This is a genomic window from Streptomyces camponoticapitis, from assembly GCF_014646115.1.
GTDB lineage: Bacteria > Actinomycetota > Actinomycetes > Streptomycetales > Streptomycetaceae > Streptomyces > Streptomyces camponoticapitis.
Genome location: NZ_BMMV01000028.1, coordinates 82,182 through 105,741 on the forward strand (window position 1 = coordinate 82,182; position 23,560 = coordinate 105,741).

Annotated in this window: 23 protein-coding genes and 1 pseudogene; 13 read left to right on the forward strand and 11 right to left on the reverse strand. The window is 68.7% G+C overall.

Annotated elements, in window-relative coordinates:
• Positions 1-57 precede the first annotated feature (57 nt).
• The 3 genes and pseudogenes from IEY79_RS31680 to IEY79_RS37670 form a co-directional block, all read left to right on the forward strand.
• The gene (locus IEY79_RS31680) at positions 58-747 is read left to right on the forward strand and encodes a helix-turn-helix domain-containing protein (protein ID WP_229701289.1); all 690 of its coding nucleotides are present in this window, start codon (positions 58-60) and stop codon (positions 745-747) included.
• A gap of 235 nt (positions 748-982) precedes the next feature.
• Positions 983-1,129, forward strand: coding sequence for a hypothetical protein (locus IEY79_RS31685; RefSeq protein WP_189111094.1), 147 nt, complete (start codon positions 983-985; stop codon positions 1,127-1,129).
• A pseudogene (locus IEY79_RS37670) lies at positions 1,117-1,694 on the forward strand (hypothetical protein); the annotation flags it as partial. The gene IEY79_RS31685 and the pseudogene IEY79_RS37670, both read left to right, overlap by 13 nt.
• A gap of 307 nt (positions 1,695-2,001) precedes the next feature.
• Here IEY79_RS37670 and trxB read toward each other — a convergent pair.
• Complete coding sequence (gene trxB, locus IEY79_RS31695; protein WP_189111095.1) at positions 2,002-3,000, reverse strand: thioredoxin-disulfide reductase; 999 nt, start codon at positions 2,998-3,000, stop codon at positions 2,002-2,004.
• Positions 2,997-3,410 (reverse strand): arsenate reductase ArsC, encoded by a 414-nt coding sequence (locus tag IEY79_RS31700; protein ID WP_189111096.1) that lies wholly within the window; start codon positions 3,408-3,410, stop codon positions 2,997-2,999. Before IEY79_RS31700 ends, trxB begins: the two co-directional genes overlap by 4 nt.
• Before the next feature lie 92 nt (positions 3,411-3,502).
• Here IEY79_RS31700 and IEY79_RS31705 point away from each other — a divergent pair, with 92 nt between their 5' ends.
• The 3 genes from IEY79_RS31705 to IEY79_RS31715 are packed head-to-tail and all read left to right on the forward strand — an operon-like array spanning position 3,503 to position 6,008.
• Positions 3,503-3,817 (forward strand): ArsR/SmtB family transcription factor, encoded by a 315-nt coding sequence (locus IEY79_RS31705; RefSeq protein ID WP_189111097.1) that lies wholly within the window; start codon positions 3,503-3,505, stop codon positions 3,815-3,817.
• Positions 3,814-4,941, forward strand: coding sequence for an ACR3 family arsenite efflux transporter (arsB, locus tag IEY79_RS31710; protein ID WP_189111098.1), 1,128 nt, complete (start codon positions 3,814-3,816; stop codon positions 4,939-4,941). The genes IEY79_RS31705 and arsB overlap by 4 nt, the downstream gene beginning before the upstream one ends.
• Positions 4,938-6,008: an ArsO family NAD(P)H-dependent flavin-containing monooxygenase gene (locus IEY79_RS31715; RefSeq protein WP_189111099.1), complete on the forward strand. Its 1,071-nt coding sequence runs from the start codon at positions 4,938-4,940 to the stop codon at positions 6,006-6,008. The genes arsB and IEY79_RS31715 overlap by 4 nt, the downstream gene beginning before the upstream one ends.
• A 58-nt stretch (positions 6,009-6,066) precedes the next feature.
• On the opposite strand, the gene IEY79_RS31720 is transcribed toward IEY79_RS31715, so the two are convergent.
• Genes IEY79_RS31720 through IEY79_RS31735 form a run of 4 tightly spaced genes read right to left on the reverse strand, consistent with a single transcriptional unit; the run spans position 6,067 to position 8,894 of the window.
• Entirely contained in the window at positions 6,067-6,807 is a 741-nt protein-coding gene (locus IEY79_RS31720) for a TIGR02391 family protein (protein WP_229701290.1), read from the reverse strand.
• 56 nt (positions 6,808-6,863) lie between these two features.
• Positions 6,864-7,379 (reverse strand): GNAT family N-acetyltransferase, encoded by a 516-nt coding sequence (locus IEY79_RS31725; protein ID WP_229701291.1) that lies wholly within the window; start codon positions 7,377-7,379, stop codon positions 6,864-6,866.
• 29 nt (positions 7,380-7,408) lie between these two features.
• Positions 7,409-7,777 carry an ArsR/SmtB family transcription factor gene (locus IEY79_RS31730; protein WP_189111101.1) on the reverse strand — a complete coding sequence of 123 codons (369 nt, stop codon included), beginning with the start codon at positions 7,775-7,777 and terminating at the stop codon, positions 7,409-7,411.
• Between the two features lie 58 nt (positions 7,778-7,835).
• Positions 7,836-8,894: a flavin-containing monooxygenase gene (locus tag IEY79_RS31735; RefSeq protein WP_189111102.1), complete on the reverse strand. Its 1,059-nt coding sequence runs from the start codon at positions 8,892-8,894 to the stop codon at positions 7,836-7,838.
• 107 nt (positions 8,895-9,001) lie between these two features.
• Here IEY79_RS31735 and IEY79_RS31740 point away from each other — a divergent pair, with 107 nt between their 5' ends.
• The 3 genes from IEY79_RS31740 to IEY79_RS31750 all read left to right on the forward strand — a co-directional run bounded on the left by IEY79_RS31740 (position 9,002) and on the right by IEY79_RS31750 (position 13,661).
• Positions 9,002-10,408, forward strand: a complete 1,407-nt coding sequence (locus IEY79_RS31740) for an NAD(P)-binding domain-containing protein (protein WP_189111103.1) — start codon at positions 9,002-9,004, stop codon at positions 10,406-10,408.
• On the forward strand, positions 10,405-11,616 hold the full coding sequence (locus tag IEY79_RS31745) for an MFS transporter (RefSeq protein WP_189111104.1): 1,212 nt from the start codon (positions 10,405-10,407) through the stop codon (positions 11,614-11,616). The genes IEY79_RS31740 and IEY79_RS31745 overlap by 4 nt, the downstream gene beginning before the upstream one ends.
• A gap of 86 nt (positions 11,617-11,702) precedes the next feature.
• Complete coding sequence (locus IEY79_RS31750) at positions 11,703-13,661, forward strand: ATP-binding protein (RefSeq protein WP_229701292.1); 1,959 nt, start codon at positions 11,703-11,705, stop codon at positions 13,659-13,661.
• 150 nt (positions 13,662-13,811) lie between these two features.
• Here IEY79_RS31750 and IEY79_RS31755 read toward each other — a convergent pair whose 3' ends face one another.
• The 5 genes from IEY79_RS31755 to IEY79_RS31775 form a co-directional block, all read right to left on the reverse strand.
• On the reverse strand, positions 13,812-14,651 hold the full coding sequence (locus IEY79_RS31755; RefSeq protein WP_189111105.1) for a helix-turn-helix transcriptional regulator: 840 nt from the start codon (positions 14,649-14,651) through the stop codon (positions 13,812-13,814).
• Positions 14,652-14,659: 8 nt separating this feature from the next.
• Positions 14,660-15,655 carry an aldo/keto reductase gene (locus IEY79_RS31760; protein ID WP_189111106.1) on the reverse strand — a complete coding sequence of 332 codons (996 nt, stop codon included), beginning with the start codon at positions 15,653-15,655 and terminating at the stop codon, positions 14,660-14,662.
• Between the two features lie 275 nt (positions 15,656-15,930).
• On the reverse strand, positions 15,931-17,262 hold the full coding sequence (locus tag IEY79_RS31765; RefSeq protein WP_229701293.1) for an NAD-dependent succinate-semialdehyde dehydrogenase: 1,332 nt from the start codon (positions 17,260-17,262) through the stop codon (positions 15,931-15,933).
• A 139-nt stretch (positions 17,263-17,401) separates the two neighbouring features.
• Positions 17,402-17,839, reverse strand: coding sequence for a GFA family protein (locus IEY79_RS31770; RefSeq protein ID WP_189111108.1), 438 nt, complete (start codon positions 17,837-17,839; stop codon positions 17,402-17,404).
• A gap of 89 nt (positions 17,840-17,928) precedes the next feature.
• Positions 17,929-19,134 (reverse strand): MFS transporter, encoded by a 1,206-nt coding sequence (locus IEY79_RS31775; RefSeq protein WP_189111109.1) that lies wholly within the window; start codon positions 19,132-19,134, stop codon positions 17,929-17,931.
• Positions 19,135-19,383: 249 nt separating this feature from the next.
• On the opposite strand from IEY79_RS31775, the gene IEY79_RS31780 reads away from it, so the two are divergent.
• The 4 genes from IEY79_RS31780 (at position 19,384) to IEY79_RS31795 (ending at position 23,552) form a co-directional block, all read left to right on the forward strand.
• On the forward strand, positions 19,384-20,331 hold the full coding sequence (locus IEY79_RS31780; RefSeq protein WP_229701295.1) for a helix-turn-helix transcriptional regulator: 948 nt from the start codon (positions 19,384-19,386) through the stop codon (positions 20,329-20,331).
• Between the two features lie 513 nt (positions 20,332-20,844).
• Complete coding sequence (locus IEY79_RS31785; protein ID WP_189111110.1) at positions 20,845-21,960, forward strand: hypothetical protein; 1,116 nt, start codon at positions 20,845-20,847, stop codon at positions 21,958-21,960.
• Between the two features lie 99 nt (positions 21,961-22,059).
• Complete coding sequence (locus IEY79_RS31790; protein ID WP_189111111.1) at positions 22,060-22,566, forward strand: (2Fe-2S)-binding protein; 507 nt, start codon at positions 22,060-22,062, stop codon at positions 22,564-22,566.
• Positions 22,563-23,552 carry an FAD binding domain-containing protein gene (locus IEY79_RS31795; protein ID WP_189111112.1) on the forward strand — a complete coding sequence of 330 codons (990 nt, stop codon included), beginning with the start codon at positions 22,563-22,565 and terminating at the stop codon, positions 23,550-23,552. Before IEY79_RS31790 ends, IEY79_RS31795 begins: the two co-directional genes overlap by 4 nt.
• Positions 23,553-23,560: the final 8 nt, after the last annotated feature.

Below are 23,560 nucleotides of genomic sequence, written 5' to 3' on the forward strand. Positions count from 1 at the left end.
CCGAGTCCCCGTGTTCATCTGGGAACAGGTCCATAAGCGTCGGCGATGGAGGCGAGGGTGGCGCAGGACGAGCAGGCATCATCGGACGGCGCGGCGGAGAGTGAGCCCGGAACGTCGGAGGACGTGGCCGACCGGATGGAGCTGCGCCGGATCCAGCTGGGGCTCTCCCTGTCCGAGCTGGCGCACAGCGCTCGGATGTCCCCGTCCTACCTGCGGGAGCTGGCATCACTGCACGGCGACTTCGACCCGGAGGGGCTGGCCCGGCTGGCCGAGGCGCTGGACATGACGTCCGACGAGCTGCTTCACGGACGCGTCGATCCGCCGCCGGGTCAGGCGAACGCCGGAGCCCACCCGCGTCTGATGCGTCTCACGGAGCGTGAGTGCTGGGACCGGCTCGGAACACACGGGGTTGGGCGACTGGGGCTCCGAGGGGATACCGCGCCCGTGATCGTCCCGGTCAACTTTTTGGTGGACGGCCGGAGCGTGGTCTACCGGACCCGGCCCGGAAGCGTCGGGGCGGTCGACGCGGGTACGCCACTCGCCTTCGAGGCCGACCGTCTGGACGAGGAGCGGATGCGCGGCTGGAGCGTGCTGGTGACGGGGACAACCGAGCACCTCACAGATTCCGCGACCACGGGCCCACTGGCTGACCGGGCGGGTGCACGCCCCTGGGCGGGCGGGTCGCGGCCCCTGTGGATCCGGGTGCTGCCGGACGAGATCACCGGCCGGCTCATCGACATCCCCTGATCGTGACGCACAGCCGGGTAACAGACCAGCCACCAGCGAGGCCGCCACTCAGGGCATACACGGCCGACTTCACAGTGACCGGCACGCTCACAGTGCCCTCCCCGCACCTCGCGAACTCGACGCCTTCACGAACTCTTGGATGTCCTGGCTTCGGCCGGACACCTCGCTCCGTGACGGTGCGCCGGGATCGTACGGACAGGACACTCGGCTACGGGTTGCCGGGAAGGAGCAGGCGATGACGGCGGTGGGGACCGCGGCCGACGGCGGCGAATTGAAGCGGCGCCTGGGGATGCCCGACGCGGTAGTGATCGGCCTGGGGTCGATGATCGGGGCGGGCATCTTCGCCGCGCTCGCTCCGGCGGCCCGTGCCTGCTCGCGCTGATCCTCGGGCTCTCCCGCACCACCCTGGCATGGCGCGCGACCGGCACCCGCCCCGTACCCTGGCCGCGGTTCACCCGCGCTTCGGCGTCCCGCACCACGCCGAACTCGCCGTCGGCGCGGTCGCCGCACTGCTCGCCGCCACCGTCGACGTGCGCGGCGCGATCGGCTTCTCTTCCTTCGGCGTCCTGGCCTACTACGCCGTCGCCAACGCCGCCGCTTCCACCCTCACCCCGGCCGAAGGGCGCCCGCCGCGCGCCGTTCCCGTCCTCGGGCTGGCCGGCTGCGGGGGGCTCGCCTTCGCCCTGCCGCTCGTCTCGGTCGGCGGCTGGGGAAGTTCTGGACGCACTCGCCACCACCAGCGCCGACCACACCAGCGTGAACTGCGAGAAGCGGCCCGGGTGTTCGAGCGCGCCACCCGCTCCCACACCCAAGCTGAACGTGGCCACGACCACACACTTCGCCAAGTCGACCACCGCCTGAGCGCCGCTGCCCGGTCAAGCCGTCGGAGAAGAACTTGCGGAATCAGCGGGGTGAGGCCGGGCGCATCATGGGCCCGTGGACATTGAATTGTTCTACTTCGAAGGCTGCCCCAACTGGCACCTCACCCACGAACGCCTCGCCAAAGCCCTGAACGTCACCGGCCGCTCCGGCCAGAAGGTGCGCCTGCGTTCCGTGGACACGAACGCGACGGCCCAGGCTCTTCGCTTCTCCGGATCACCCACGATCCGCATCGACGGGCAGGACCCTTTCCCGGCCCCGGGCGAGAGTTACGGCCTTGCCTGCCGCCTCTACGCGACCCCGCGACGGGCTCGCCGGTGCGCCCACCGTGGACCAGCTCGTCCAAGTCCTCACTGACAGGCCGTAGACGAGGGGTCAGACGCCGGCGGGGGCCCTGTCCGCCTCGGCGGTGCTCGCACGGCCTGCGGCGTTCTCGGTGTCGGTGAGGGCGGCGAGGTAGCGCTCGGCGTCCAGAGCGGCGGCGCAGCCGGTGCCGGCGGCGGTGATGGCCTGGCGGTAGGTGTGGTCGACGACGTCACCGGCGGCGAAGACGCCGGGGATGTTCGTACGGGTCGAGGGGGCGTCGACCTTGAGGTAGCCCTCGTGGTCCAGCTCCAGCTGGCCGGTGAAGAGTTCGGTGCGCGGGTCGTGGCCGATCGCGATGAACAGGCCCGTCGCGTCAAGGTCTCGCGTCTTGCCGGTGAAGGTGTCCCGCAGGACGAGGCCGGAGAGCATGCCGCCCTCCTCCTTGATCTCCGCGATCTCGCTGTCGAACGCGAAGGAGATCTTGTCGTCGGCGAAGGCGCGGTTCTTCATGACCTGCGAGGCACGGAGGGCGGAGCGGCGGTGGACGACGGTGACGGACTTGGCGAAGCGGGTGAGGAAGGTAGCTTCTTCCATCGCGGTGTCACCGCCGCCGACGACCACGATGTCGCGGCCTTTGAAGAAGAACCCGTCGCACGTGGCGCACCAGGACACGCCGCGCCCGGAGAGCTCGCTCTCGCGCGGCAGTCCGAGCTTGCGGTAGCTGGAGCCGGTCGCCACGATCACGGTCTTCGCGCGGTGAACCGTCCCCTGTGAGTCGGTGAGTTCCTTGACGGAGCCGGTCAGGTTGACGGAGACGATGTCGTCGTCAACCATCTCCGCACCGAACTTCGCCGCCTGGGCCCGCATGTTCTCCATGAGGACCGGCCCGTCGACCCCGTCGGGGAAGCCCGGAAAGTTCTCGACGTCGGTGGTCGTCGTCAGGGTGCCGCCGACGGAGATCGAGCTGCCGAACAGCAGCGGCTTCAGCTGGGCGCGGGCCGCGTAGAGCGCGGCGGTGTAGCCAGCGGGGCCTGAACCGATGACGATGACATCGCGTATCTCGCTCATGCCGTCTTCCCCGGCACGATCTCCTCGATCAGGACCTCGACGCGCTTCTTGATCTCGTCACGGATGGGGCGTACGGCCTCGACGCCCTGGCCGGCCGGGTCATCCAGCGTCCAGTCGAGGTAGCGCTTGCCGGGGAAGACGGGGCAGGTGTCGCCACAGCCCATGGTGATGCAGACGTCCGACTCCTTGACGGCGTCGACGGTGAGGATCTTCGGGGTCTCCGCGGAGATGTCGATCCCGACCTCGGCCATGGCTTCGACGGCGGCGGGGTTCACCGCGTCGCCGGGGTTCGAGCCGGCCGAGCGGACCTCGACGCGGTCCCCGGCGAGATGGGTCAGCCATGCGGCGGCCATCTGGGAACGGCCTGCGTTGTGGACACACACGAACAGCACAGAAGGCTTCTCGGGCATCAGAAGGGCTCTCTTGTCTCACGGTGAAGTCAGGCACGGGTGATATCAGCACCCGGTGGCGTCAGTCGCCACTGATGTGAAAGTATCACTCCATGATGACGTCAGTCGACACTGATCTGATCCGCGTTCTCGCGGACCCGCTCAGGCTCCAGATCGTGACCCTGCTCGCCCGCGAGACGCTCTGCACCACGCACCTGGTCGAGGAGACCGGCGCCAAGCAGACGAATCTCTCCAACCACCTGCGCGTCCTGCGCGAGGCCGGAGTCGTGGACACCGAGCCCTGCGGGCGCTTCACGTACTACAAACTGCGCCCCGAAGTCATTGAAGACCTCGCCGGCTCCTTCGCCACCCTGGCCTCGACCGCACGCCTGAACCAGGCCGCCGACATCAAGCGGGCCTGCCCGTGACCAGCGAACCGACCACGACCGCCGCCACCTCACCGCAGAGCGGGCAGGACGCCTCGGTCGTCGCCAAGCTCTCCACGCTCGACCGGTTCCTGGCCGTGTGGATCCTGCTCGCCATGGCCCTGGGTCTCGGGCTCGGCCGGCTGATCCCCGGACTGAACGACGCGCTCGCCAAGGTCGAGATCGGCGGCATCTCCCTGCCGATCGCCGTCGGCCTGCTGATCATGATGTATCCCGTACTGGCCAAGGTGCGTTACGACAAGCTGGACGCCGTCACCGGCGACCGCAGGCTCATGGCGTCGTCCCTGGCGGTCAACTGGATCGTCGGCCCGGCCGTCATGTTCGCGCTGGCCTGGATCTTCCTGCCGGACCTTCCCGAGTACCGCACCGGCCTGATTATCGTCGGCCTCGCCCGCTGCATCGCCATGGTCATCATCTGGAACGACCTGGCCTGCGGCGACCGCGAAGCAGCCGCCGTCCTCGTCGCCCTCAACTCCGTGTTCCAGGTCATCGCCTTCGGCCTGCTCGGCTGGCTCTACCTCGACCTGCTCCCCGGCTGGCTCGGCCTGGGCGACGGCGAGAAGCTCGACATCTCCATGTGGAAGATCGCGCTGAACGTCGTCATCTTCCTCGGCATCCCGCTGCTGGCCGGGTTCCTGACCCGCCGCATGGGCGAGAAGAAGATGGGCCGCGAGTCCTACGAGGCCACGTTCCTGCCGAAGATCGGCCCCTGGGCCCTGTACGGGCTGCTGTTCACGATCGTCATCCTCTTCGCCCTCCAGGGAAAGACGATCACCTCACAGCCCATGGACGTCGCCCGGATCGCGCTCCCGCTGCTCGTGTACTTCGCGATCATGTTCTTCGGCACCTTCGCGCTCGGCAAGGCCATCGGCCTGGCCTACGACCGCACCACGACCCTGGCCTTCACCGCGGCGGGCAACAACTTCGAACTCGCCATCGCCGTCGCCATCGCCACCTTCGGCGTCACCTCCGGCCAGGCGCTCTCCGGCGTTGTCGGCCCTCTCATCGAAGTCCCCGTCCTGATCGGTCTGGTGTACGTGGCCCTGGCCTGGCGACGGAAGTTCGCCCCCACAGCGATCACCACGACGAGTACGACGAACGCGTGACCACCGTCGTCGATGTGGTGGTGATCGGCGGCGGCCAGGCCGGGCTCGCCGCCGGTTACCACCTGCGCCGACTCGGCCTGGACTTCGTCGTCCTCGACGCCCAGACCCGGGCGGGCGGTGCGTGGCAACATGCCTGGGACTCGCTGCGCCTGTTCTCGCCGGCGGCGTACTCCTCACTGCCCGGCCGGCTCATGCCCCCGCAAGCGGGGCAGGAGTACCCGGACGCCGGGCACGTCGTGGACTACCTCACCGACTACGAACACCGCTACGACCTGCCCGTCCACCGGCCGGTGCGCGTGAACGCCGTACGACGAGACGGCACACGACTGCGGGTGGAGACGGAGTCCGGTGTCTGGTCAGCGCGAGCCGTGATCTCGGCGACCGGTACGTGGTGGCGGCCGTTCCTGCCCGCCGTCCCCGGCATGAACGTTTTCACCGGCATGAACGTTTTCACCGGCCGCCAACTCCACACGGCCGGCTACCGGACTCCGGCCGAATTCGCCGGGCAGCGCGTCGTCGTGGTCGGCGGGGGCAACTCCGGCGCGCAGATCGCGGCCGACCTCGCCTCAAGCACCGAGCTGACCTGGGTGACTTCACGCCCGCCGCGCTTCCTCGCCGACGACATCGACGGCCGCGCCCTGTTCGACGCGGCGACTGCCCGCCGCCGCGCCCTGGACGAAGGCCACACGGACACCGGCGGCGTCGCCTCGCTCGGCGACATCGTCGCCGTACCGCCCGTACGGGAAGCCCGCGATGCCGGACTGCTGAAAGCGCAGCCAATGTTCGACCGCCTCACCTCCGACAGCGCCTGGTCCGACGGCACACGCGCCCGGATCGATGCCGTCATCTGGTGCACAGGCTTCCGCCCCGCCCTCTCCCACCTCGCCCCGCTCGCCCTGCGCGGGCAACGCGGCCACATCCCCACGAACGGCACACAGGCTGCGGGCGAACCCCGTCTCCACCTGCTCGGCTACGGCGACTGGACCGGCCCCGCCTCCGCCACCCTCACCGGCGTCGGCCGCCCCGCCCGGGACGCGGCACGCGACGTCGCGGCCCTGCTGCGCTGACCCTGGCTACATCTCCTCGTGCCCGGCGTCAGGCACTGGTGTATCACCGCGCAGCTTGTCAGTTGGCGACGACAGCACTGTCCACCCAACGGGCCAGGACGCTGAACGCCGCGAGCTGTTCGAGAGCTTCGTGCTCGGGGAGCTCGGCAAGTCCGTCCTCGTGGCTGTTGGGGTTACGGATGCCGGCGTAACAGCCCTCGGCGAAAGCGGCGGCGCCGCGATGGATGCTGCGGAACGTGTCACTGCCGTCGTCGGTCATCAGCCGCAACCGGGGCTGGCCGGCCTTGGCGGGATCCTTGCTGAACAGGTTCTGGAACAGCGCGGTCTCGCTCACGTCGCGGCGTCCGACCTTGTTCTGCGTCTCCGCGTTGACCTTTCGGGCTGCAGCGGTGACCGCCTCGCGGAAGTGGCCGCTCTGCCACAGCGCCCGAGCCCCGTCCCACACCCACGGATGCATCGAACCGGCGCTCAACTGCGGGGCGTCGCCGCCGAGGCGTTGGCGGATTTCGGCATCGCGCTCAAGCACCACGTCGGCCCGCTGGACGGCCTCGCGGTGCTGATACCAGCGGTTGATCTGCGTATTGCGGTCGTTGGGGACCTCAGCTCGCCAACGAGGCAGTACACGGTCCAGGATCTGCTCAACCACCTGGGCACTGGCGACGATGTCCCCCTGTGGCCCCCGGTTGGCCAGCCGAGGACTGAAGCTGACCACGCCTTGCGGGTCGGGAGGCCGGTACAGCTTGGTCAGTTCCAGGAATTGAGCGAGTTCGGCGCGCGCCCAGTCGATGTCGATACTCATCACCGCATCATCCCCGGTGCCTCTGGCATCGCGCCCGGCCTTTACGAGGGTGCCCTTCAGACGACCTTGGCGCTGCGGCGTTCGATGAGGAGGACGTCGCGCCAGACGCCGTGGTGGCGGCCGACGCGTTCGCGGGTGCCGATGATGCGGAAGCCGGCTCGTTGGTGAAGCGCGAGACTGGCGGTGTTCTCGGGGAAGATGCCGGACTGGATGGTCCAGATGCCGGCGGCCTCGGTGGATTCGATCAGCGCTCCGAGCAGTGCGGAGGCGATACCGCGCCCCCGGGCGCCGGGATGAACGTACACCGATTGCTCGACAACTCCCGCGTACGCGGGGCGGTTTGATACGGGTGCAACGGCTGCCCAGCCCGCTACCGTGCCGTCGTCGGCGAGGGCGGCGAAGCGGTGCTCGGGCAGTTTCGCCGTGTCGAAGGACTCCCAGGACGGTGTTGCGGTTTCGAAGGTCGCGTTGCCCTCGTCGATGCCGGCCTGGTAGATCGCCAGCACCTCGTCGGCGTGCGCGGCTCGGAGCGGCACGATGACGGTGGGCGCCCGTCCGACGTGGGTGGACACGGTGTGGCTCCTGTAGGTCGAGGCGAAGGTCAGGGGCCGGCCGCAGTGGACAGCAGCTGGCCCATCGCCGCCAGAACGCTGGGCTCCACCCGGTAGTAGACCCAGGTGCCTCGCCGCTCGGACGTCAGCAGTCCGGCGTCCTTGAGCTTCTTCAGGTGGTGGGAGACGGTCGGCTGGGAGACACCGACGTCGGAGATGTCGCACACGCACGCCTCGCCGCCCTCGTGCGAGGCGACGGCCGAGAACAGGCGGAGCCGGACCGGGTCGCCGAGCGCCTTGAACATCCTGGCGGCCACCTCGGCCTCTTCGGCGCTGAATGGCCGTTCGGTCAGCGGCGGGCAGCACGGCGCGACGGCAGCCTCGGGCTCCAGCAGCGGCAACACCTGCACATTCGACATACGTCTATGTTGACACACATCGAACCAAGCGCCGAGAGGCTGCCGCCGCGGTCGGCCGTTACGCGGCGGTGAGGCGCGCAGCGAGCCGGCGGGCGGCGCGCTGGGCGTCGCGGCCGACGCCTCGCAGGGAGGCGGAGGAAAGGCTGCGCTGCCACTCCAGGCCCATATACGCCAGAGCGGGATGGGTGAGGGAGGCTGCGTCGTGGTGACGGGGGCGTCCGTGCCCGTCCAGTGCGCCAAGGGCGGCGAGGTAGGCGAGGTCGGGGTGGTAGCCGGTGGCGAGGACGATGGTGTCGACGTGCTCGGTCGTGCCGTCCTGCCAGGTCAGTTCGGTGCCGTCGGTGCCGGTGAACAGCGGGCGACGGTCGGGCGCCCGTGCCGCGAGGGCCGCCCGATAGCGGCCATCGTCGATGACGGCCATGGTGGCCGGAGCTTTCTGGAAGCGGCCGAGCGGTGCGGTGTCCAGGCCGGTGGCCTTGAGCCAGAAGTGGAGGTCCTTCCCTGCCAGCGGGCGCTGCTTGAACCACTTCACCGGCGCCCGGCTGGCGAGGGTGACACGGGAGCGCAGGGCGAGTTCCGAGGCGATCTGCACGGCGGAGTTGCCGGCGCCCACCACCACGACGCGCTGCCCGGCGAAGGGCTCGGGGCTGCGGTAGTCGGTGACGTGCAGGACTCTTCCGGTGAAGGAGTCCAGGCCCGGCAGCGCGGGGCGCTTGGGCCGGCCGAAGCCGCCGGTCGCGGCCACCACGGCTCGGGCGCCGGCCTCGGATCCGTCAGCCATGGTGAGCGTGAACCCGTCCCCGTCCGGGTGGACTTCACGCACCCGGTGGCCGGTGCGTATCTCGGCGTCCAGCCGGTCGGCGTACCGCAGGAGGTACGCGACGACCTCGTCGCGGTGGGGGTAGCGGTCCGGGTCGCCGCCGAACGGCAGACCGGGCAGTGAGCTGTACCGGGCGGGCGAGAAGAGGGTGAGGCTGTCGTAGTAGTACGGCCAGGAACCAGCCGCCTGATCGGACGCCTCCAGGACCACCGGCTTCAGTCCTTGTCCGCGCAGGGCGTGGGCGGCGGCGAGACCGGACTGCCCGCCCCCGATGACCGCGACGTCAAGCCGTTCCATCACACACTCCCACTGATTCGATAAACGTCTATGTTGACGGTCATCGAATCAGATGGCAGGCTGGGCGTGCAAGTCATTGACGGATGTCGAACCAAGGAGGAGTTGCCGTGTCTGCGCCGCTCACCGACGTGTCCACCACCGCCCTGCCGACCGTGGTGATCGGAGCCGGCCCCGTCGGCCTGGCCGCCGCCGCCCACCTCACCCAGCGCGGCATCGAGCCCCTGGTCCTGGAATCCGGGCCCGCCGCGGGCAGCGCCGTACGCGAGTGGGGGCACGTACGGCTGTTCTCCACTTGGTCCGAACTCGTCGACCCGGCCGCCGAGAAGCTCCTGGAGCCCACCGGCTGGACCGCCCCCGACGGCGCCGCCTACCCCTCCGGCGCGGACTGGGCCGAGCAGTACCTCCAGCCGCTGGCCGACCTCCTCGGCGACAAGGTCCGCTGCGGCGCGACCGTCACCGGTGTCTCCCGGCTCGGGCGCGACCGTATTGTCGACGCCGACCGCGAGCAGCAGCCCTTCACCGTCCGCATCAGGCTCACCGACGGCACCGAGCAGCGGATCCTCGCCCGCGCCGTGATCGACGCCTCCGGCACCTGGACCACCCCCAGCCCCATCGGCTCCGACGGACTGCCCGCGCTCGGCGAACGCGCCGCTGCCGCGCGTATCTCCTACCGCGTCCCCGACCTCAAGGACCCGGCCGTCCGCGCCCGTTACGCCGGCCGGCGCACCGCTGTGATCGGCTCCGGCGCCTCCGCGTTCACCGCCCTCGCCACCCTTGCCGAAGTCGCGAAGGACGAACCGGGCACGCACACGGTGTGGATCCTGCGGCGCGGTATCAGCGGCTCGACCTTCGGCGGCGGCACCGCCGACCAGCTGCCCGCCCGCGGCGCGCTCGGCCTGGCCGCTAAGGCCGCCGTCGACAACGGATACGCCGACGCGGTTACGGGCTTCCGCACCGAGTCCGTCGAGCCCGCCAGGGACGGACGCCTGGTCCTGACCGGCGAGGACGGCCGCCGCCTCGACCCGGTCGACGAGATCATCGTCCTCACCGGCCTGCGCCCCGACCTGTCCTTCCTCTCCGAGATCCGCCTCCGTCTGGACGAGCGACTCCAGGCACCGGTCGAACTGGCACCGCTGATCGACCCCAACCAGCACTCATGCGGCACCGTCTACCCCCACGGACACCGCGAACTGTCCCACCCCGAACCCGGTATCTACCTGGTCGGCATGAAGTCCTACGGCCGCGCGCCCACCTTCCTCGCGATGACGGGATACGAGCAGGTCCGCTCCGTGGTGGCGGCCATCGCCGGAGACACCGAATCCGCCGACCGCGTCGAACTCACCCTTCCCGAGAGCGGAGTCTGCGGCGGCGCCGGCCTCTTCGACGACCCCGCCGGCACGGAGCAGAGCGACGGCGGGGGCTGCTGCGCACCGGAACCCGCGCTCGTGCAGATCGGCGCCACGGCGACCGGAGCGGCCGACGGTGAGCAGGCCCCTGGCGGCTGCTGCTCGTGACGGAGCTTCACACCCGCGGGGCCGCGACCGGAACAGGGGACCGGTCGCGGCCCCGCGCCGTGCTCCCCGCACTGTGTGCCACACAGATCACCAGCTGGGGCATCATCTTCTACGCCTTCCCCGTACTGAACCCCGCCATCACCGCGGACATCGGCTGGCCGCCCGGCGCCACAACAGGAGCGTTCTCCCTCGCGCTGCTCATCTCCGCTTTCGCCGGCATCCGCGTCGGCCGCATCATCGATCACCGAGGCCCGCGCACCGTCATGACCGCAGGCTCCCTCCTCGGCGTCGTGAGCCTCCTCATCATCGCCGCCGCCCCGAACCTGCCGCTCTTCATCGCCGGTTGGCTGCTCGCCGGCCTCGCGATGGCAGCAACCTTCTACCAGCCCGCCTTCGCCGCCCTCACCCGCTGGTGGGCCCCTGACCACGTCCGCGCCCTCACGATCGTCACCCTCGCGGGCGGCCTCGCCTCCACCGTCTTCGCACCCATCACCGCCGCGCTCGCCGACCACATGTCCTGGCGAGCCACGTACGGCGTCCTTGCACTCGTCCTCGCCGCAGTGACCGTCCCCACCCACGCACTCGCACTCAACGCGCCCTGGCCGCAAGCCATTCAGGGCCCCCAGCAGCTCAGCATCGGAGCAGACCGCGTCGCCCGCAGCGGCCCGTTCTGGACACTGGCCGCCGCCTTGACGCTCTCCGCGTTCACCGTCTCCGCCGCAGTGATCGCCCTCGTCCCGCTCATCCTGGAGCGGGGCTACACCAGCGCCGAAGCAGCATGGGCACTCGGGCTCGGCGGCGCAGGACAAACCCTCGGCCGCACCCTCTACGCCCCTCTGGCTCGCAGTACCGGGGCAACAGCCCGTACCACCACACTGATCGCCCTCGGGGGCGCCACCACCGCGGCACTCGCCTTGGCCCCCGGCCCCTACGTTCTACTGGTCACCCTGTCCATCGCGGTAGGGATGGTCCGCGGGAACCTCACTTTGCTCCAGGCAACCGCCGTCACGGACCGCTGGGGAACAGCCCACTACGGCCGCCTGTCCGGACTCCTCGGAGCGCCAACCACGGCAGCCGCCGCTCTGGCCCCCTTCGCCGGAGCCGCCCTCGCCGTACCGCTGGGCGGCTACCCGACGATGTACCTGGTCCTTGGCGGCATATCGGCGATCGCGGCGGGCCTCGCCCTCGCCAGTCACCACCGCGCGTAACGACCGTCGGACAGGGGCGAGCGCGGCAGCAGCGGAAGCTGGGAAAAACGCGGCTCTGGGGAGCTATCCAACGGATAAGGGCCTGCTTGACCACTGTTGAGTGGAATGCTGGCTCGATGCGGATTCCCGTTCAGGTCATGCCTGACTTTCTGGAGAACGTCGCCCGCAGGAACGACCCGTTGGGGGCGGTTGAGGTTGACGCGGATGCGACGAACGTCAGCGTCGACCTGGAGATCAATGAGTTCGAGGCTGTGGACGCAGTGGTCATCACTGATGACGGGCTCGGTATCCCCAGCGAGTCGGTGACGGCAGCGTTCAGCGGGATAGGCGGCTCATGGAAGCGCGGTGCTCCCGGCACCCTGCAACAGGGCCGACAGCTGCACGGGCGCCACGGCTACGGGCGCTTTCGCGTTCTGGCTCTCGGCTCCACCGCCTCGTGGACCACGGTCGCCGACGGCACTGCGGGCGCGCGTGATCGCTCAGCTGTCAGATTCACCGACGGGGCGACCGAGTTCGAGCACGAGGGGCCCCAGCCCGATGTCGGGCAGACAGGCACGGTGGTCCGCGTCATCGGTGAAGCGCCCCGTAAGAACCGACTGACCATCGGGGCAGTGCGCGACGACATGACACGCCGATTCGCGATGTACCTGATGAAGTATCCGGGCGTCACCGTGTCGTGGCAGGGGGAAGCACTCGACCCCGAAGAAGCTATCGACCGCCGTCACGAGGTGCCGCTGATCCTGCAAGGCTTCGAGGGACAAGGCCCTGTACTGCGGGTCATCGAGTGGAAGACGAAACCGACCAATCGCGAGCTGCTGATCTGCGACGGCGACGGCGTACACCGCATCACCCTCAAAGCCGGCGTACCAGCGCCGGACTTCCACTACAGCGCGTACCTGCTCTGGGACAAGTTCGCGCACATCACCGAACACAACCTGCTTGAGGGGGAGTTCGAGCACCACGACACCCCACTGGGCCTGGCCGTCATGGCAGCCAGGGAAGAACTACGGGCCTATTTCCACGAGCGGGAGCGCGAACGCACCCGCGACCAGGTCCAGAGATGGATCAGGGAAGGTGTGTACCCGTACGCGGGGGAACCAACCAGCGAGACCGCAGCGGCGGAAAGAGAGACCTTCGACGAAGTCGCCGTACTGATCAGAAAACGGCTGAAGGGCACCAAGGAAACGCAGCGCACCCAACTCGTCCTCCTGCGCGAGGCACTGAGAAGACAGCCGGCCGCAATGCCACGTGTCCTGGACGAGCTCTTCCAGCTCTCGTCGTCCGACAAGGAACGCCTGGAGACGCTGGTCCGTCAGACGCCGCTGTCCAACCTGATCGCCGCCAACGCTCTCGTACTGGATCGCATCGACTTCCTCGCACTGCTCAAGAAGCTGCTCTTCGAGCCGGAGTCTCGCCAGGACCTTCGAGAGAAGGACCAGCTGCACCGCATGCTGGAGAAGGAACTATGGGTGTTCGGCGACGAGTACACCGGCGCCGCCAGTGAAATCGGCCTCACAGAAGCGTGCGACCGTCACCTTGCCCTTCTCCAGCCGAAGGTTCCGCGCGCCCGCAAACCGATTCGGCGAGCCAATGGTCTAGCGGGGCGCCTGGACCTGATGCTCTCGTGCGCCGCCGGTGCCGACTCGACCAAACGCCACCTCGTGGTGGAACTGAAGCGGCCCACCGTCCGACTGGGTGAGACGGAAGCCCAGCAGATCCGTTCCTACGCGCGCGCCGTCACCCAGGACGAACGCTTCCGCCACGACAAAACGACACGCTGGGTCTTCTGGCTGGTCGGCAACTCCATCGACACCGATCTCGCCTGGGCCATGAGCAGCAACAGGCTGCCAGAAAACTGTCTTCAGGACGATGGGCAGACCTCCATCTGGGTCTACGACTGGGGGCAGATGATCGACCTGTGTGAGCAGCGCCTCGCGAAGCACAAAGAACGCCTCGACTACGCCTCAGGACAGCGGCACATGACGAACTACGCCGAACGCGTCCATTCCGATGCGGACGTCATCTCGCTACTGCCTCCCGCCTGACACGTGCAACAGCCCGTCGCACAACGGCTTCGGGCGGGAGACAGAGCGGAAGTTATGGACAGGGTTTGAGGTTGTCCGTTGTCCACGTCGCATTCAATGCGGTTTCTCTGCTACGAGGGCTTCCACCCATCCTGGTATGTACCGGATGAGTCAGTCGCTGAATGTCTGTTCGCCGAGTACGTCGAGAAACTTGAAGTTCTCCGCGGTGGGCGATCCGGGCTGCGGCCGGAAGATCACCATCCGATGGCCGGTGGTTGAGCTGAGAACGACGTCGCACTGGACATCGAGGGGCCCCGCGTGCGGATGGATCAGGTGCTTGCGGGTGGAGCGGAGCGGCTCCACGGCCATCTCCCGCCAGTACTGTCCGAACTCCTCACTCTCCCGCAGCAGGTCAGTGATGAGCCGGTTGGCCACCGGGTCATCACCTCTGCGGGCGGTAGCCGCACGCAGGTCTGCCGCGTAGCTCCGTCCGATCCCGGCGTGCTCCTCGGTGATGTTGAAGGTTCGGGAGGAGGGGTCGGTGAACCAGCGCCAGGTCACGTTGCCGGCGCGGTCGTCGCCCACTGCCCAGGAGCCGAAGAGCGCCTTGCTGAGCCGATTCTGCGCCAGCATCGTGGAGAGGTCGTCGAAGATGTGCGCGGGCACGTTGGTCAGAGCGTCGAGCAGGTACATCATCGCGGGGTCCACGTACCGGCCCGTCGCACCGGTCAGCGGCGGCGCGTAGTCGGCCAGCCGGTAGAGGTGGTCGCGTTCGTCGCCGGACAGTCGCAACGCCCTGGCCAGGCTCGACAGCATGGCCGGGGAGGGGTGCGCGTTGCGGGACTGCTCCAGGCGCTCGTAGTAGTCGACGGAGACGTCCGCCAGCAGCGCGACCTCGGACCGCCGCAACCCGGGGGTGCGGCGCCGGCCGCCGGCGACCAGGCCGACGTCGGCCGGCCGCAGCGCCTCGCGCCGTGCCCGCAGGAAGCTTCCCAGGTCGTTGTGGTCCATAGCGTTGTTCACTCCTGGATTGCCCGCATCGCCTGCGTGACGTAACGCTCACCCGCCACCTCACCGGCCGGTATCGCCTCACTGAGCGCGTTCAGCGTATCCGCGTCCACGGTGAGCGTCGCGGCGGCGACGTTCTCCTCCAGGTAGGCGCGCCGCTTGGTGCCGGGAATCGCGGTGACCCCCTGGGTGAGCACCCACGTCAGGGCCAGCTGCCCGGGAGTGACGCCGGCCTTTTCGGCGAGCACCCGCACACGGTCGGCGAGGGCGAGGTTGTGGGCGAAGTTCTCCTCGCTGAAACGGGGCGCGGTACGGCGCCAGTCGTCCGCCTGCAGCTCGTCGAGCGAGCGGAGCTGACCGGTCAGAAGCCCGCGACCCAGCGGTGAGTAGGCGACGAAACCGATGCCCAGTTCCCGTACGGTGTCGAGTACGCCGTTGGTCTCCACGGTTCGGGTGAACAGGGAGTACTCGGTCTGCACGGCTGAGAGGGGCGCCGCGGCGTGAGCTTCCCGGATGGTTTCGGCAGATGCCTCGCTGATGCCCAGGTAGCGGACCTTGCCCTCGGCGACGAGCTCGCCGAGGGTGCCGAAGGTCTCGGCCACGGGCACATTGGGGTCCACGCGGTGCTGGTAGTACAGATCGATGCGGTCCGTGCCGAGCCGCCTCAGTGAGCCCTCCACCGCGGATCGCACGTAGTCGGGACGACCGTTCGGGCCGCCGAGGATTTTGCCGGTGGTGTCGAGCTGCATGCCGCCGAACTTGGTCGCGACGATGACCTGGTCCCGGTGGGGCGCCAGTGCGCGTCCGACGAGCTCTTCGCCGGTGAACGGGCCGTACATGTCGGCGGTGTCGAAGAGGGTGACTCCGAGTTCGATCGCCCGGTGGATGGTGTCCACCGACCCGGCGTCGTCCCGGCTGCCGTACAACGCGGTCATCCCCATCGTGCCCAGTCCCTCGACCGACGTCGTCAGTCCCTGGCCACCCACCGCGTGTGTCCTGATGCTCATCTGTTCCTCCTGCTGCTTTACCGGCCACCCGTCCGGTGACCGCTCGGCAAGCATGCGCGGGGGTCAGGAGGTTTCCAGCGTCCGGATCAGACCCGTCTTCCCAGGACGACGTTGCGGGTGTTTCGCCGGTGACGCGGAGACCTACATCGAGCACCTGCGGACACCGGCTGGCCCACCGCGCTCACCCCTGGCGACATGGGTGAGCGCGGTGGGCCAGGTGCCAGGCCCTGTTTCGCCGTCGGGCCGCTGCCACAGGCATTCGTCGGCAGCGCACGCTATGGCGCGATCCTCACCAGTTTGCGGTTGAGGAATTCGCCGATGCCCAGCTCCGACAGTTCTCGTCCGAATCCGGAGTTCTTGACTCCTCCGAAGGGCAGGCTCGGTGAGTCGGAGAAGCAGGAATTGATGTAGACCATGCCGGAATCGATGCGAGAGGCAACCTGCTGGGCATGCTCGACATCGGCGTCGAAGACGTAGCTCCCCAGGCCGAACCTCGTGGCGTTGGCCACGCGGATCGCTTCTTCCTCGCTGTCCACGACGTAGAAGGACAGCACTGGCCCGAAGGCTTCCTCCTGGTAGAGCGGGTTGTTCTCGTCGATGTCCGTGATGATCGTCGGTTCGAGGTAGAACCCGGGGCGGTCGACGCGGTTGCCGCCGTGCACGATCCTGGCTCCCGCAGCCTTCGCGTCCTCGATCTGCCGTAGCAGCCCTTCCAGGCCCCGCTCACTGGCCAGGGGGCCGACCAGGGTGGTCTCGTCCTTCGGATCGCCCACCTCGATCGCGGCGAAGCGCTCCGCCAGCGCGGCCAGCATCTGCGCGCCGCGTTCCCTGCCGACCACGATGACGCGCTTGATGTTGACGCAGCCCTGCCCCGAGTTGTAGGTGCGTCCCATCACGACTTGTTCCACGGCGTGGTCCAGAGGCGCGCCTTCAAGGATCAGGGCGGGGTCGCTGCCGCCCAGTTCCAGGACCGCCTTCTTGAGATTGCGTCCGGCGCGTTCGCCGACCGATGCCCCAGCCCGTTCACTGCCGGTCAGGGTGACGCCGCGTACCCGGCAGTCGTCGATCAGCGTGGCAATCTGCTCGATGTCGCAGAACAGGTTCGTGTAAGCCCCTTCGGGCGCTCCTGCTTCCTCGAAGAGCCGCGCGAACGCCAGAGCGCACCGCGGCACGCTCTCGGCGTGCTTCATCATGACCACGTTGCCCGCGACCAGTTGGGACACGGCGACCCGGGCCAGCTGGTAGTAGGGGAAGTTCCACGGCTCGATCGCCAGGATGACGCCGATGGGCTCGGCGGTCAGTTTCGCTCCGGGCTCGCCGGGCAGCGGCTGTTCCGCGAGGAATTTCTCGCCGTGCTCGGCGTAATAGTCCAGAATGTCGGCGACCAGGTCGACTTCGAAGTAGCCGAAGCGGGTGACCTTTCCCATTTCCAGGGTCAGGTGTTCCACGTATTCATCCCGCTTCGCGCGCAGAATCTGAGCGGCTCGGCTGACGATTCGTGCCCGTTCCGCGACCGGCCTGAACTTCCAGTCTTCACGGTAAAGCGTGTCCGCGGTTTCCAGTGCGGCGAAGACGTCCTCGTCCGACTGCAGCGGGAACTCTTCCACGAGTTCACCGGTGGCCGGGTTGACTGTGCGAAAGGTCATGATCCACTCCTGGTGCTTTTCTTTTACTGGATAGGGGAGGTGTGGTTCTCGCCAGACCCTCGGCGCACAGGGGTGGCACAGCCGTGGTTCTGGCGGGGTTCTACTTCGCGTCCCCGTCGAATCTCGCTCGCTTCGGGTCCGGTTCGATCCAGTCCTGGGCCCGGCGCCACCACACCTCGGCGGACGGCTCCAGTCCCGATGGGTCATCGAGGGTGCCAGCCTTGACGATCACGAGATCGGGCCGTTCGTGAAGGATCGTGAGGATCGGAGTACCGCACTCGCCGCAGAACAGCCTGTCCCGCAGGTTGCCGTTCTCGACCCCGACGGTCTGGTAGGACTTCGGTGTTCCTTCAATTTCCAGGGCGTCGCGGGCCACCAGAACGTTCACTGAGAACGCCGCGCCGCTGTGTCGCTGGCAGTGGGCGCAGTGGCAAAGGACGACAGTCTCGGGCTGGGCATCGAATCGGTAGCTGACCAAGCCGCACAGGCAGTGTCCGGTTCGCGTGCGTTGGGTGGGCGCTGGAGGGATGCTGCTCATTTCGAGATCTCCGGTATTCGGTTCGCTGGGCTGCCCCAGGTGATGGATCGTTTATTGGTGGAGCGCTGCGGCTGCGATGTGTCACCGCGTCACGCTTTCTGGGGGAAGGCGTGTTTCGTGCCGGCGACAGTGGTCGCGGCTGCGGCAGTCAGGAGAATCAGTGCCGCCCAGGTGATCGAGGCGGTGCTCAGGTTCACGAGGAGCAGGCCACCGATGAAGCCGCCGGCCGCGATGGAGGCGGAGAAGACTGTGATGGTCAGGGACTGGGCCACGTCGGCGGATTCTTTGGTGGCGTTGATCGCGGCACCGATGAACAGGCTCGGGGAGCTGCCGAATGCGAAGCCCCAGACCGCGACGGCGACGTAGACCAGCGCCGGCGTATCCGCGAAGACGGCCAGTACGAGCACGCAGGCCGCGAAGAGCACCGTGCTGCTCACCACGAGCGTGCGCAGGTGACGATCGATGTGCGTACCGACCACGAGAACGCTGAGTACGGAGGTGATCCCGAAGGTGAACAGGATCCAGCCTGTCTGGTCGGTCATTTCCGCGTAGGAGAGGAGGTCGGTGATGTACGTGTAGATGATGTTGTGCGCGATCATGTAGGTGGCCAGCGCGAACAGGATGGGGCGCAGCCCGGGGATGACCAGCACCTGCGGGATCGTGAAACGCGCCTTGACCGGTTGTCCCGGCAGGTTCGGTAGTGCCACGAGGACCCATGCCATGGTCACCGCGCTCACGGCGGCCGAGGCGTAGAAGGCGAGCTGCCAGCTGCCGAGGCTGCTGAGCCAGGTTCCCAGGGGGATACCCAGGGCCAGCCCGATGGGGGTTCCGGCCAGGGCGATGGCGATGGCACGGCCCTGCCGTCCCGCGGGTGCGAGGCGGGCGGCGTAACCGCCGAGGAGAGGCCAGATGAGTCCGGTCCCCAGACCTGCGGCGAAGCGGAGGGCCAGCGTCAGTGTGTAGTTGCCGGACAGCGCGGTGAGCACGTTGGTGACGACGACCATGGCCAGTGCGAGCTGCAGGACGTGCTTGCGCGGCCAGGCGGCCGTCATCCGCGCGAGGGGGATGGCCCCCAGAGCGGTGGCGAGGGCGTAGATCGTGACGGTCTGACCGGTCAGCGAGACGCTGGTGTCGAGCGTGCGGCTCATTTCCGGCAGCAGACCGGCCGGGAGGCATTCGGTGAGGATGCTGATGAAGCCGGCCAGGAAGAGGCCGAGCAGGGCCTTGCCCGGGAGGCGGTCCTGCCGGGCAGCCGTCGCGGTCGGGGCTGTGGACCCGGTGATGGTGTCGGTCATGATCCTTTCCAGGAGCTGGGTGTGGCCCGAGGGCTTTTGGCACCCTGACGGGAGGCCACCGACGCAGGACAGGCTGTTCCCGGTGAAGTGCCGCACGGGGTGCGGCATGGTTTGCGAGCCGCTGGTCAGGGCCACATCGAGCGTGCTGCGGGCGCACGGTGTTAGCCAGACACCCGCTTCGTCTACGTCTCGTGTGGCTATCACCAGTAGGGACAGGCTGGGCCGCGGAGTCGGAGCGATACTCGAAACATGGCAATGCATCGCGTCACCCGCACCGGACTGTCAGCCGCCCTGGAGCCGGCTCCGGGGCCCGACCCGCACGGAGGACTTGATCCGCGTGCGGAGCTGAGTGAGTTCCTGCGCACCCGCAGGGCTCGCCTCAAGCCGGCCGATGTGGGGCTCGCCGACCACAGCCGGCGACGCCGTGTGCCGGGCCTGCGGCGGGAGGAGCTGGCGCAGGTCGCCGGAGTCTCCGCGGCGTACTACACGCGATTTGAGCAGGGCAACGCCCGCAACGTCTCGCACGAGGTGCTTGATGCGATCTCCCGCGTGCTCGGACTCTCCGACGCCGAGCACGCCCACCTGCTGCGCCTGGCCCGGCCCAAGCGGCCCCGGTCGCAGCCCGCGCCGCGGCCCCAGCAGGTGCGGCCCGCGGTGCGGGAGCTGCTGACGGCGATGGAAGGCGTACCGGCGTACGTGTGGGGCCGCCGGGCGGACGTACTGGCGTGGAATCAAACCGCCTCCGCCCTCTTCGGCGACTGGGCGGCCCGTGCCCCGCAGGATCGCAACTGGGCCCGGATCACCTTCCTCGACCCGGCGTCCCGGGAGCTTTTCACGGACTGGGAGACCAAGGCGTCCGACGTAGTGGGACAGTTGCGGCTGTGGGCCGGTCTGCACGCGGACGATCCGCTCCTCGCTTCACTGATCGGTGAACTGTCCATGAAGAGCGACGACTTCCGCAGGCTGTGGGCCGCCCACGACGTCAAGAGGAAGACGCACGGCATCATGCGCCTGTCACATCCGATGGTGGGCGAGCTGACGCTGCGCTACGAGACCCTCGCGCTCCCCGGCGATCAGGAGCAGTCGCTGACGACGTACCACGCCGAGCCCGGCTCGCCCTCACAGGAGGCGCTTCGCCTGCTGGCCAGCTGGGGAGCGGACGCCTCGCAGGAGTGGCCGACCGGCACCCAACACTGAACGGCCGCCTTGAGGGGCGGTGCCGAATGGTCCGGGGAGCGGCGCGCTCCAAGGCACAGGAGCTGCCGCCGGGTGGTGGTGCGCCCTTCGCCCGGCTGCAGCACGTCACTCGCGTCCGCGTCCGACGGGAACGCCGAAGCCGACATCTACGAAACACACCCGGATCGGCGATTCGCTGGCAAAGTGTATTAAAACGTGCAAACTGAACGAAGAATTTGACCTGGCCAGACGATCGAGGAGTGTGCGCATCGACACCCCCACCGTCCTTGTCGCCACCGGAGAGACGGCTTTTCCCAGCAGCGCGCGACCCGGTGTTCCGGAGTGCGGGCAACCCCTGCCCCGGCAGGACCGGAACGAGCAATGAGAGGCAGCAGCCATCACCTGCCGGTAAGCGCGGTCGCCGGGAGCGGCACATCCGGGCCGGTTCCGGCGGCCGGCGGCGACCGGGCCCGGGGATATGTCGGAACTCCTCCGCTGCCGGCCCGGCCACCGATCAGTGCGCCGACCCCCGGTATGGGGGCGCCGGCCCCTGCTCCGGGGCGGGGGCAGCCCCTCATCGGCCTCGCCGGGCTGACCTTTCTGCTCCCGCTGTTCTTCCTGCTGGCCTTCGGCGCCGGCGGGCCGGTCTCGTCCCTCAAGGTACTGGCCCCGCTCACCACCTTCGCTCTTCCGGCCATCGCGACCATCGCCTTCTGGTGGGAGGACTGGCCCGGCAGCACGCTGCGTGCGGGCTGGTCGGGACTGACGGACACGCTGGTCGCCGTCGCCGCGGCGGTGGTTCTCACTCTTCTCGGCCAGGCCGTTGTCGCGGGATTCGACACAAGCGCCCTGTTTGATCCGGAACCGGGTCCCGGACACGTGGAGACCTTCCCGCACACCTTGCCCGTCGCCGCGGGGGTGTTCACCGCGTTCCTTCAATTGACGCTGGTGTGCGAGGGCTGGCCCTTCCGCCGGCTCGGCCGACTCACCTCCGGTGTCGCGGCACTCGCGACGGCCTGGGCCGTGGGGGCAGGCGCCTACCTCCTCCTGGTACACCTCGACACACCCGCGCAGGACGGCCTCCGCGATCCCGGAGGCCCCGTTTCATCCGTCGTCTACGGGGCGTGGCTCACCGCACTGGGCGCCTGGCAGTTGGTGTTCTTCATGGTGCTGCGCGGATGGCCGTTCACGGCCGTGCGACGCAGGGCCGTCCGTCTTCCGCTGTCCAATGTGGTCGTGATTGCCTGTGCCTGGGCCACCTACACGCTCCTGCGTCATGCCCTGGACATGACTGCCCGGCAGGTGACCGCGGCCTGCAGCTGCGGAATCGCGGCCATTCTGGTTGTGGCGATGCTCTTCGACCGCTGGCCGTGGACGCTGCTGACCCCGCCACCGGGCCGTACCGGCGTCGTGCTCACCTCGATCGCCGTGGCGGGACTGATGTACTGGGCCCTCTACTCCTACGCGGACACCGTGGACTGGGGACGCCTGCACCCTGACGACTGGGTCTCCTACAGCGTGAGCGCCCTCAGCATGGGAGTCATCCTGCACGTGGCCATCTGGAAGCGATGGCCCGTGGCCCTCGATTCAAGCCCCAGCCCGCCGGGCAACGGCCCCAGCTCCCGCCCCACGCCGGACGCCCACGGCTGACACCGAACCAGAACGATGGCCGCCCGAGCGGCCATCCGCCGGCGCATCGCGGCTCTGACAGCCGCATTCCTGATAGGGACTCCTGAGAGGAACGACGTCTTGGACGCGGACATCATGCTCCGGGTGGACGGGGTAGAGCACCGGCTTACGGTGGACACCCGCACCACGCTGCTGGACGCCCTGCGCGAACGGCTGCGCAACACCAGTCCGAAAAAGGGCTGCGACCACGGCCAATGCGGTGCCTGCACCGTTCTCCTCGACGGCGAGCGCGCGCTCAGCTGCCTCGCACTGGCCGTCGCCCACCAGGGAGCGGACATCGTGACGGCGGCCGGCCTCCCCGACGGGGACGAGCCGCATCCCATGCAGCGTGCCTTCGTCGACCACGACGCGTTCCAGTGCGGATACTGCACACCGGGTCAGATCGTCTCCGCGGTGGGCATGCTGGCCGAGGCGGACGCCGACTGGCCCAGCGCCGTGACCGGGAACCTCACCGCCGAGAAAGTCGTGCTGGACGACGGGGAGATCGCCGAGCGGATGAGCGGCAACCTCTGCCGCTGCGCCGCCTACGTCAACATCCGAGCCGCGATCGAGCAGGTGGCGCGATGATTCCCTTCCGCTACGAGAAGCCGGGGGATGCGACCGCCGCCGTCGACCTGCTGTCACGGGAGCCGCGCGCCAGGTATCTGGGCGGAGGCACCAACCTCGTCGATCTGATGAGGCTCGGAGTGGAAACGCCCGATGTCCTCGTCGACGTCCGCCGCCTCACCTCCAGCACGATCGACGACCTGCCCGGCGGCGGACTGCGGATCGGCGCGGCCGTCACGAACAGTCACCTCGCCGCCGACCCGCGGGTCCGTCGGCTCTACCCCATGCTGTCCCAGGCCGTGCTGGCCGGCGCCTCCGGGCAACTGCGCAACATGGCGACGTGCGGCGGCAACCTTCTCCAGCGCACCCGTTGCGTGTACTTCCAGGATGTCACCACCCCCTGCAACAAACGCGAGCCCGGATCCGGCTGTTCCGCGATCGAGGGACACAACAGAGACCTCGCCGTCCTCGGCACCTCACCGAAGTGCGTCGCCACGCATCCCTCGGACATGGGGGTCGCGCTCGCGGCGACGGACGCGGTCGTGCGGGTACAGGGGCCCGAAGGCGAAAGGAACATCCCGTTCGGCGAGTTCCACCGACTCCCCGGGGACACCCCCCAACGAGACACAGTGCTCGGACACGGCGAACTGATCACCGCCATCGATCTGCCGCACCTGCCGGTCGCGGCCCGCTCTCACTACCGCAAGATCCGCGACCGCGCCTCCTACGCCTTCGCCCTCGTCTCCGCCGCCGTCGCCCTCGAAGTGGCCGGCGGCACCGTGCGCGCGGTACGCATCGGCCTCGGCGGTGTCGCGCACAAACCATGGCGGGCGACGACGGCCGAGGAGATGCTCCTCGGCGCTCCGGCCACCGAGGCCACCTTCCGCGCGGCCGCCGAGGCCGAACTCGCCTCAGCGAGACCCCTGTCGGGCAACGGTTTCAAGCTCCCACTGGCCCGCAACGTCATCGTCGGCATGCTGAACGAACTGGCTGAGGAGCAGCGATGACCACCACC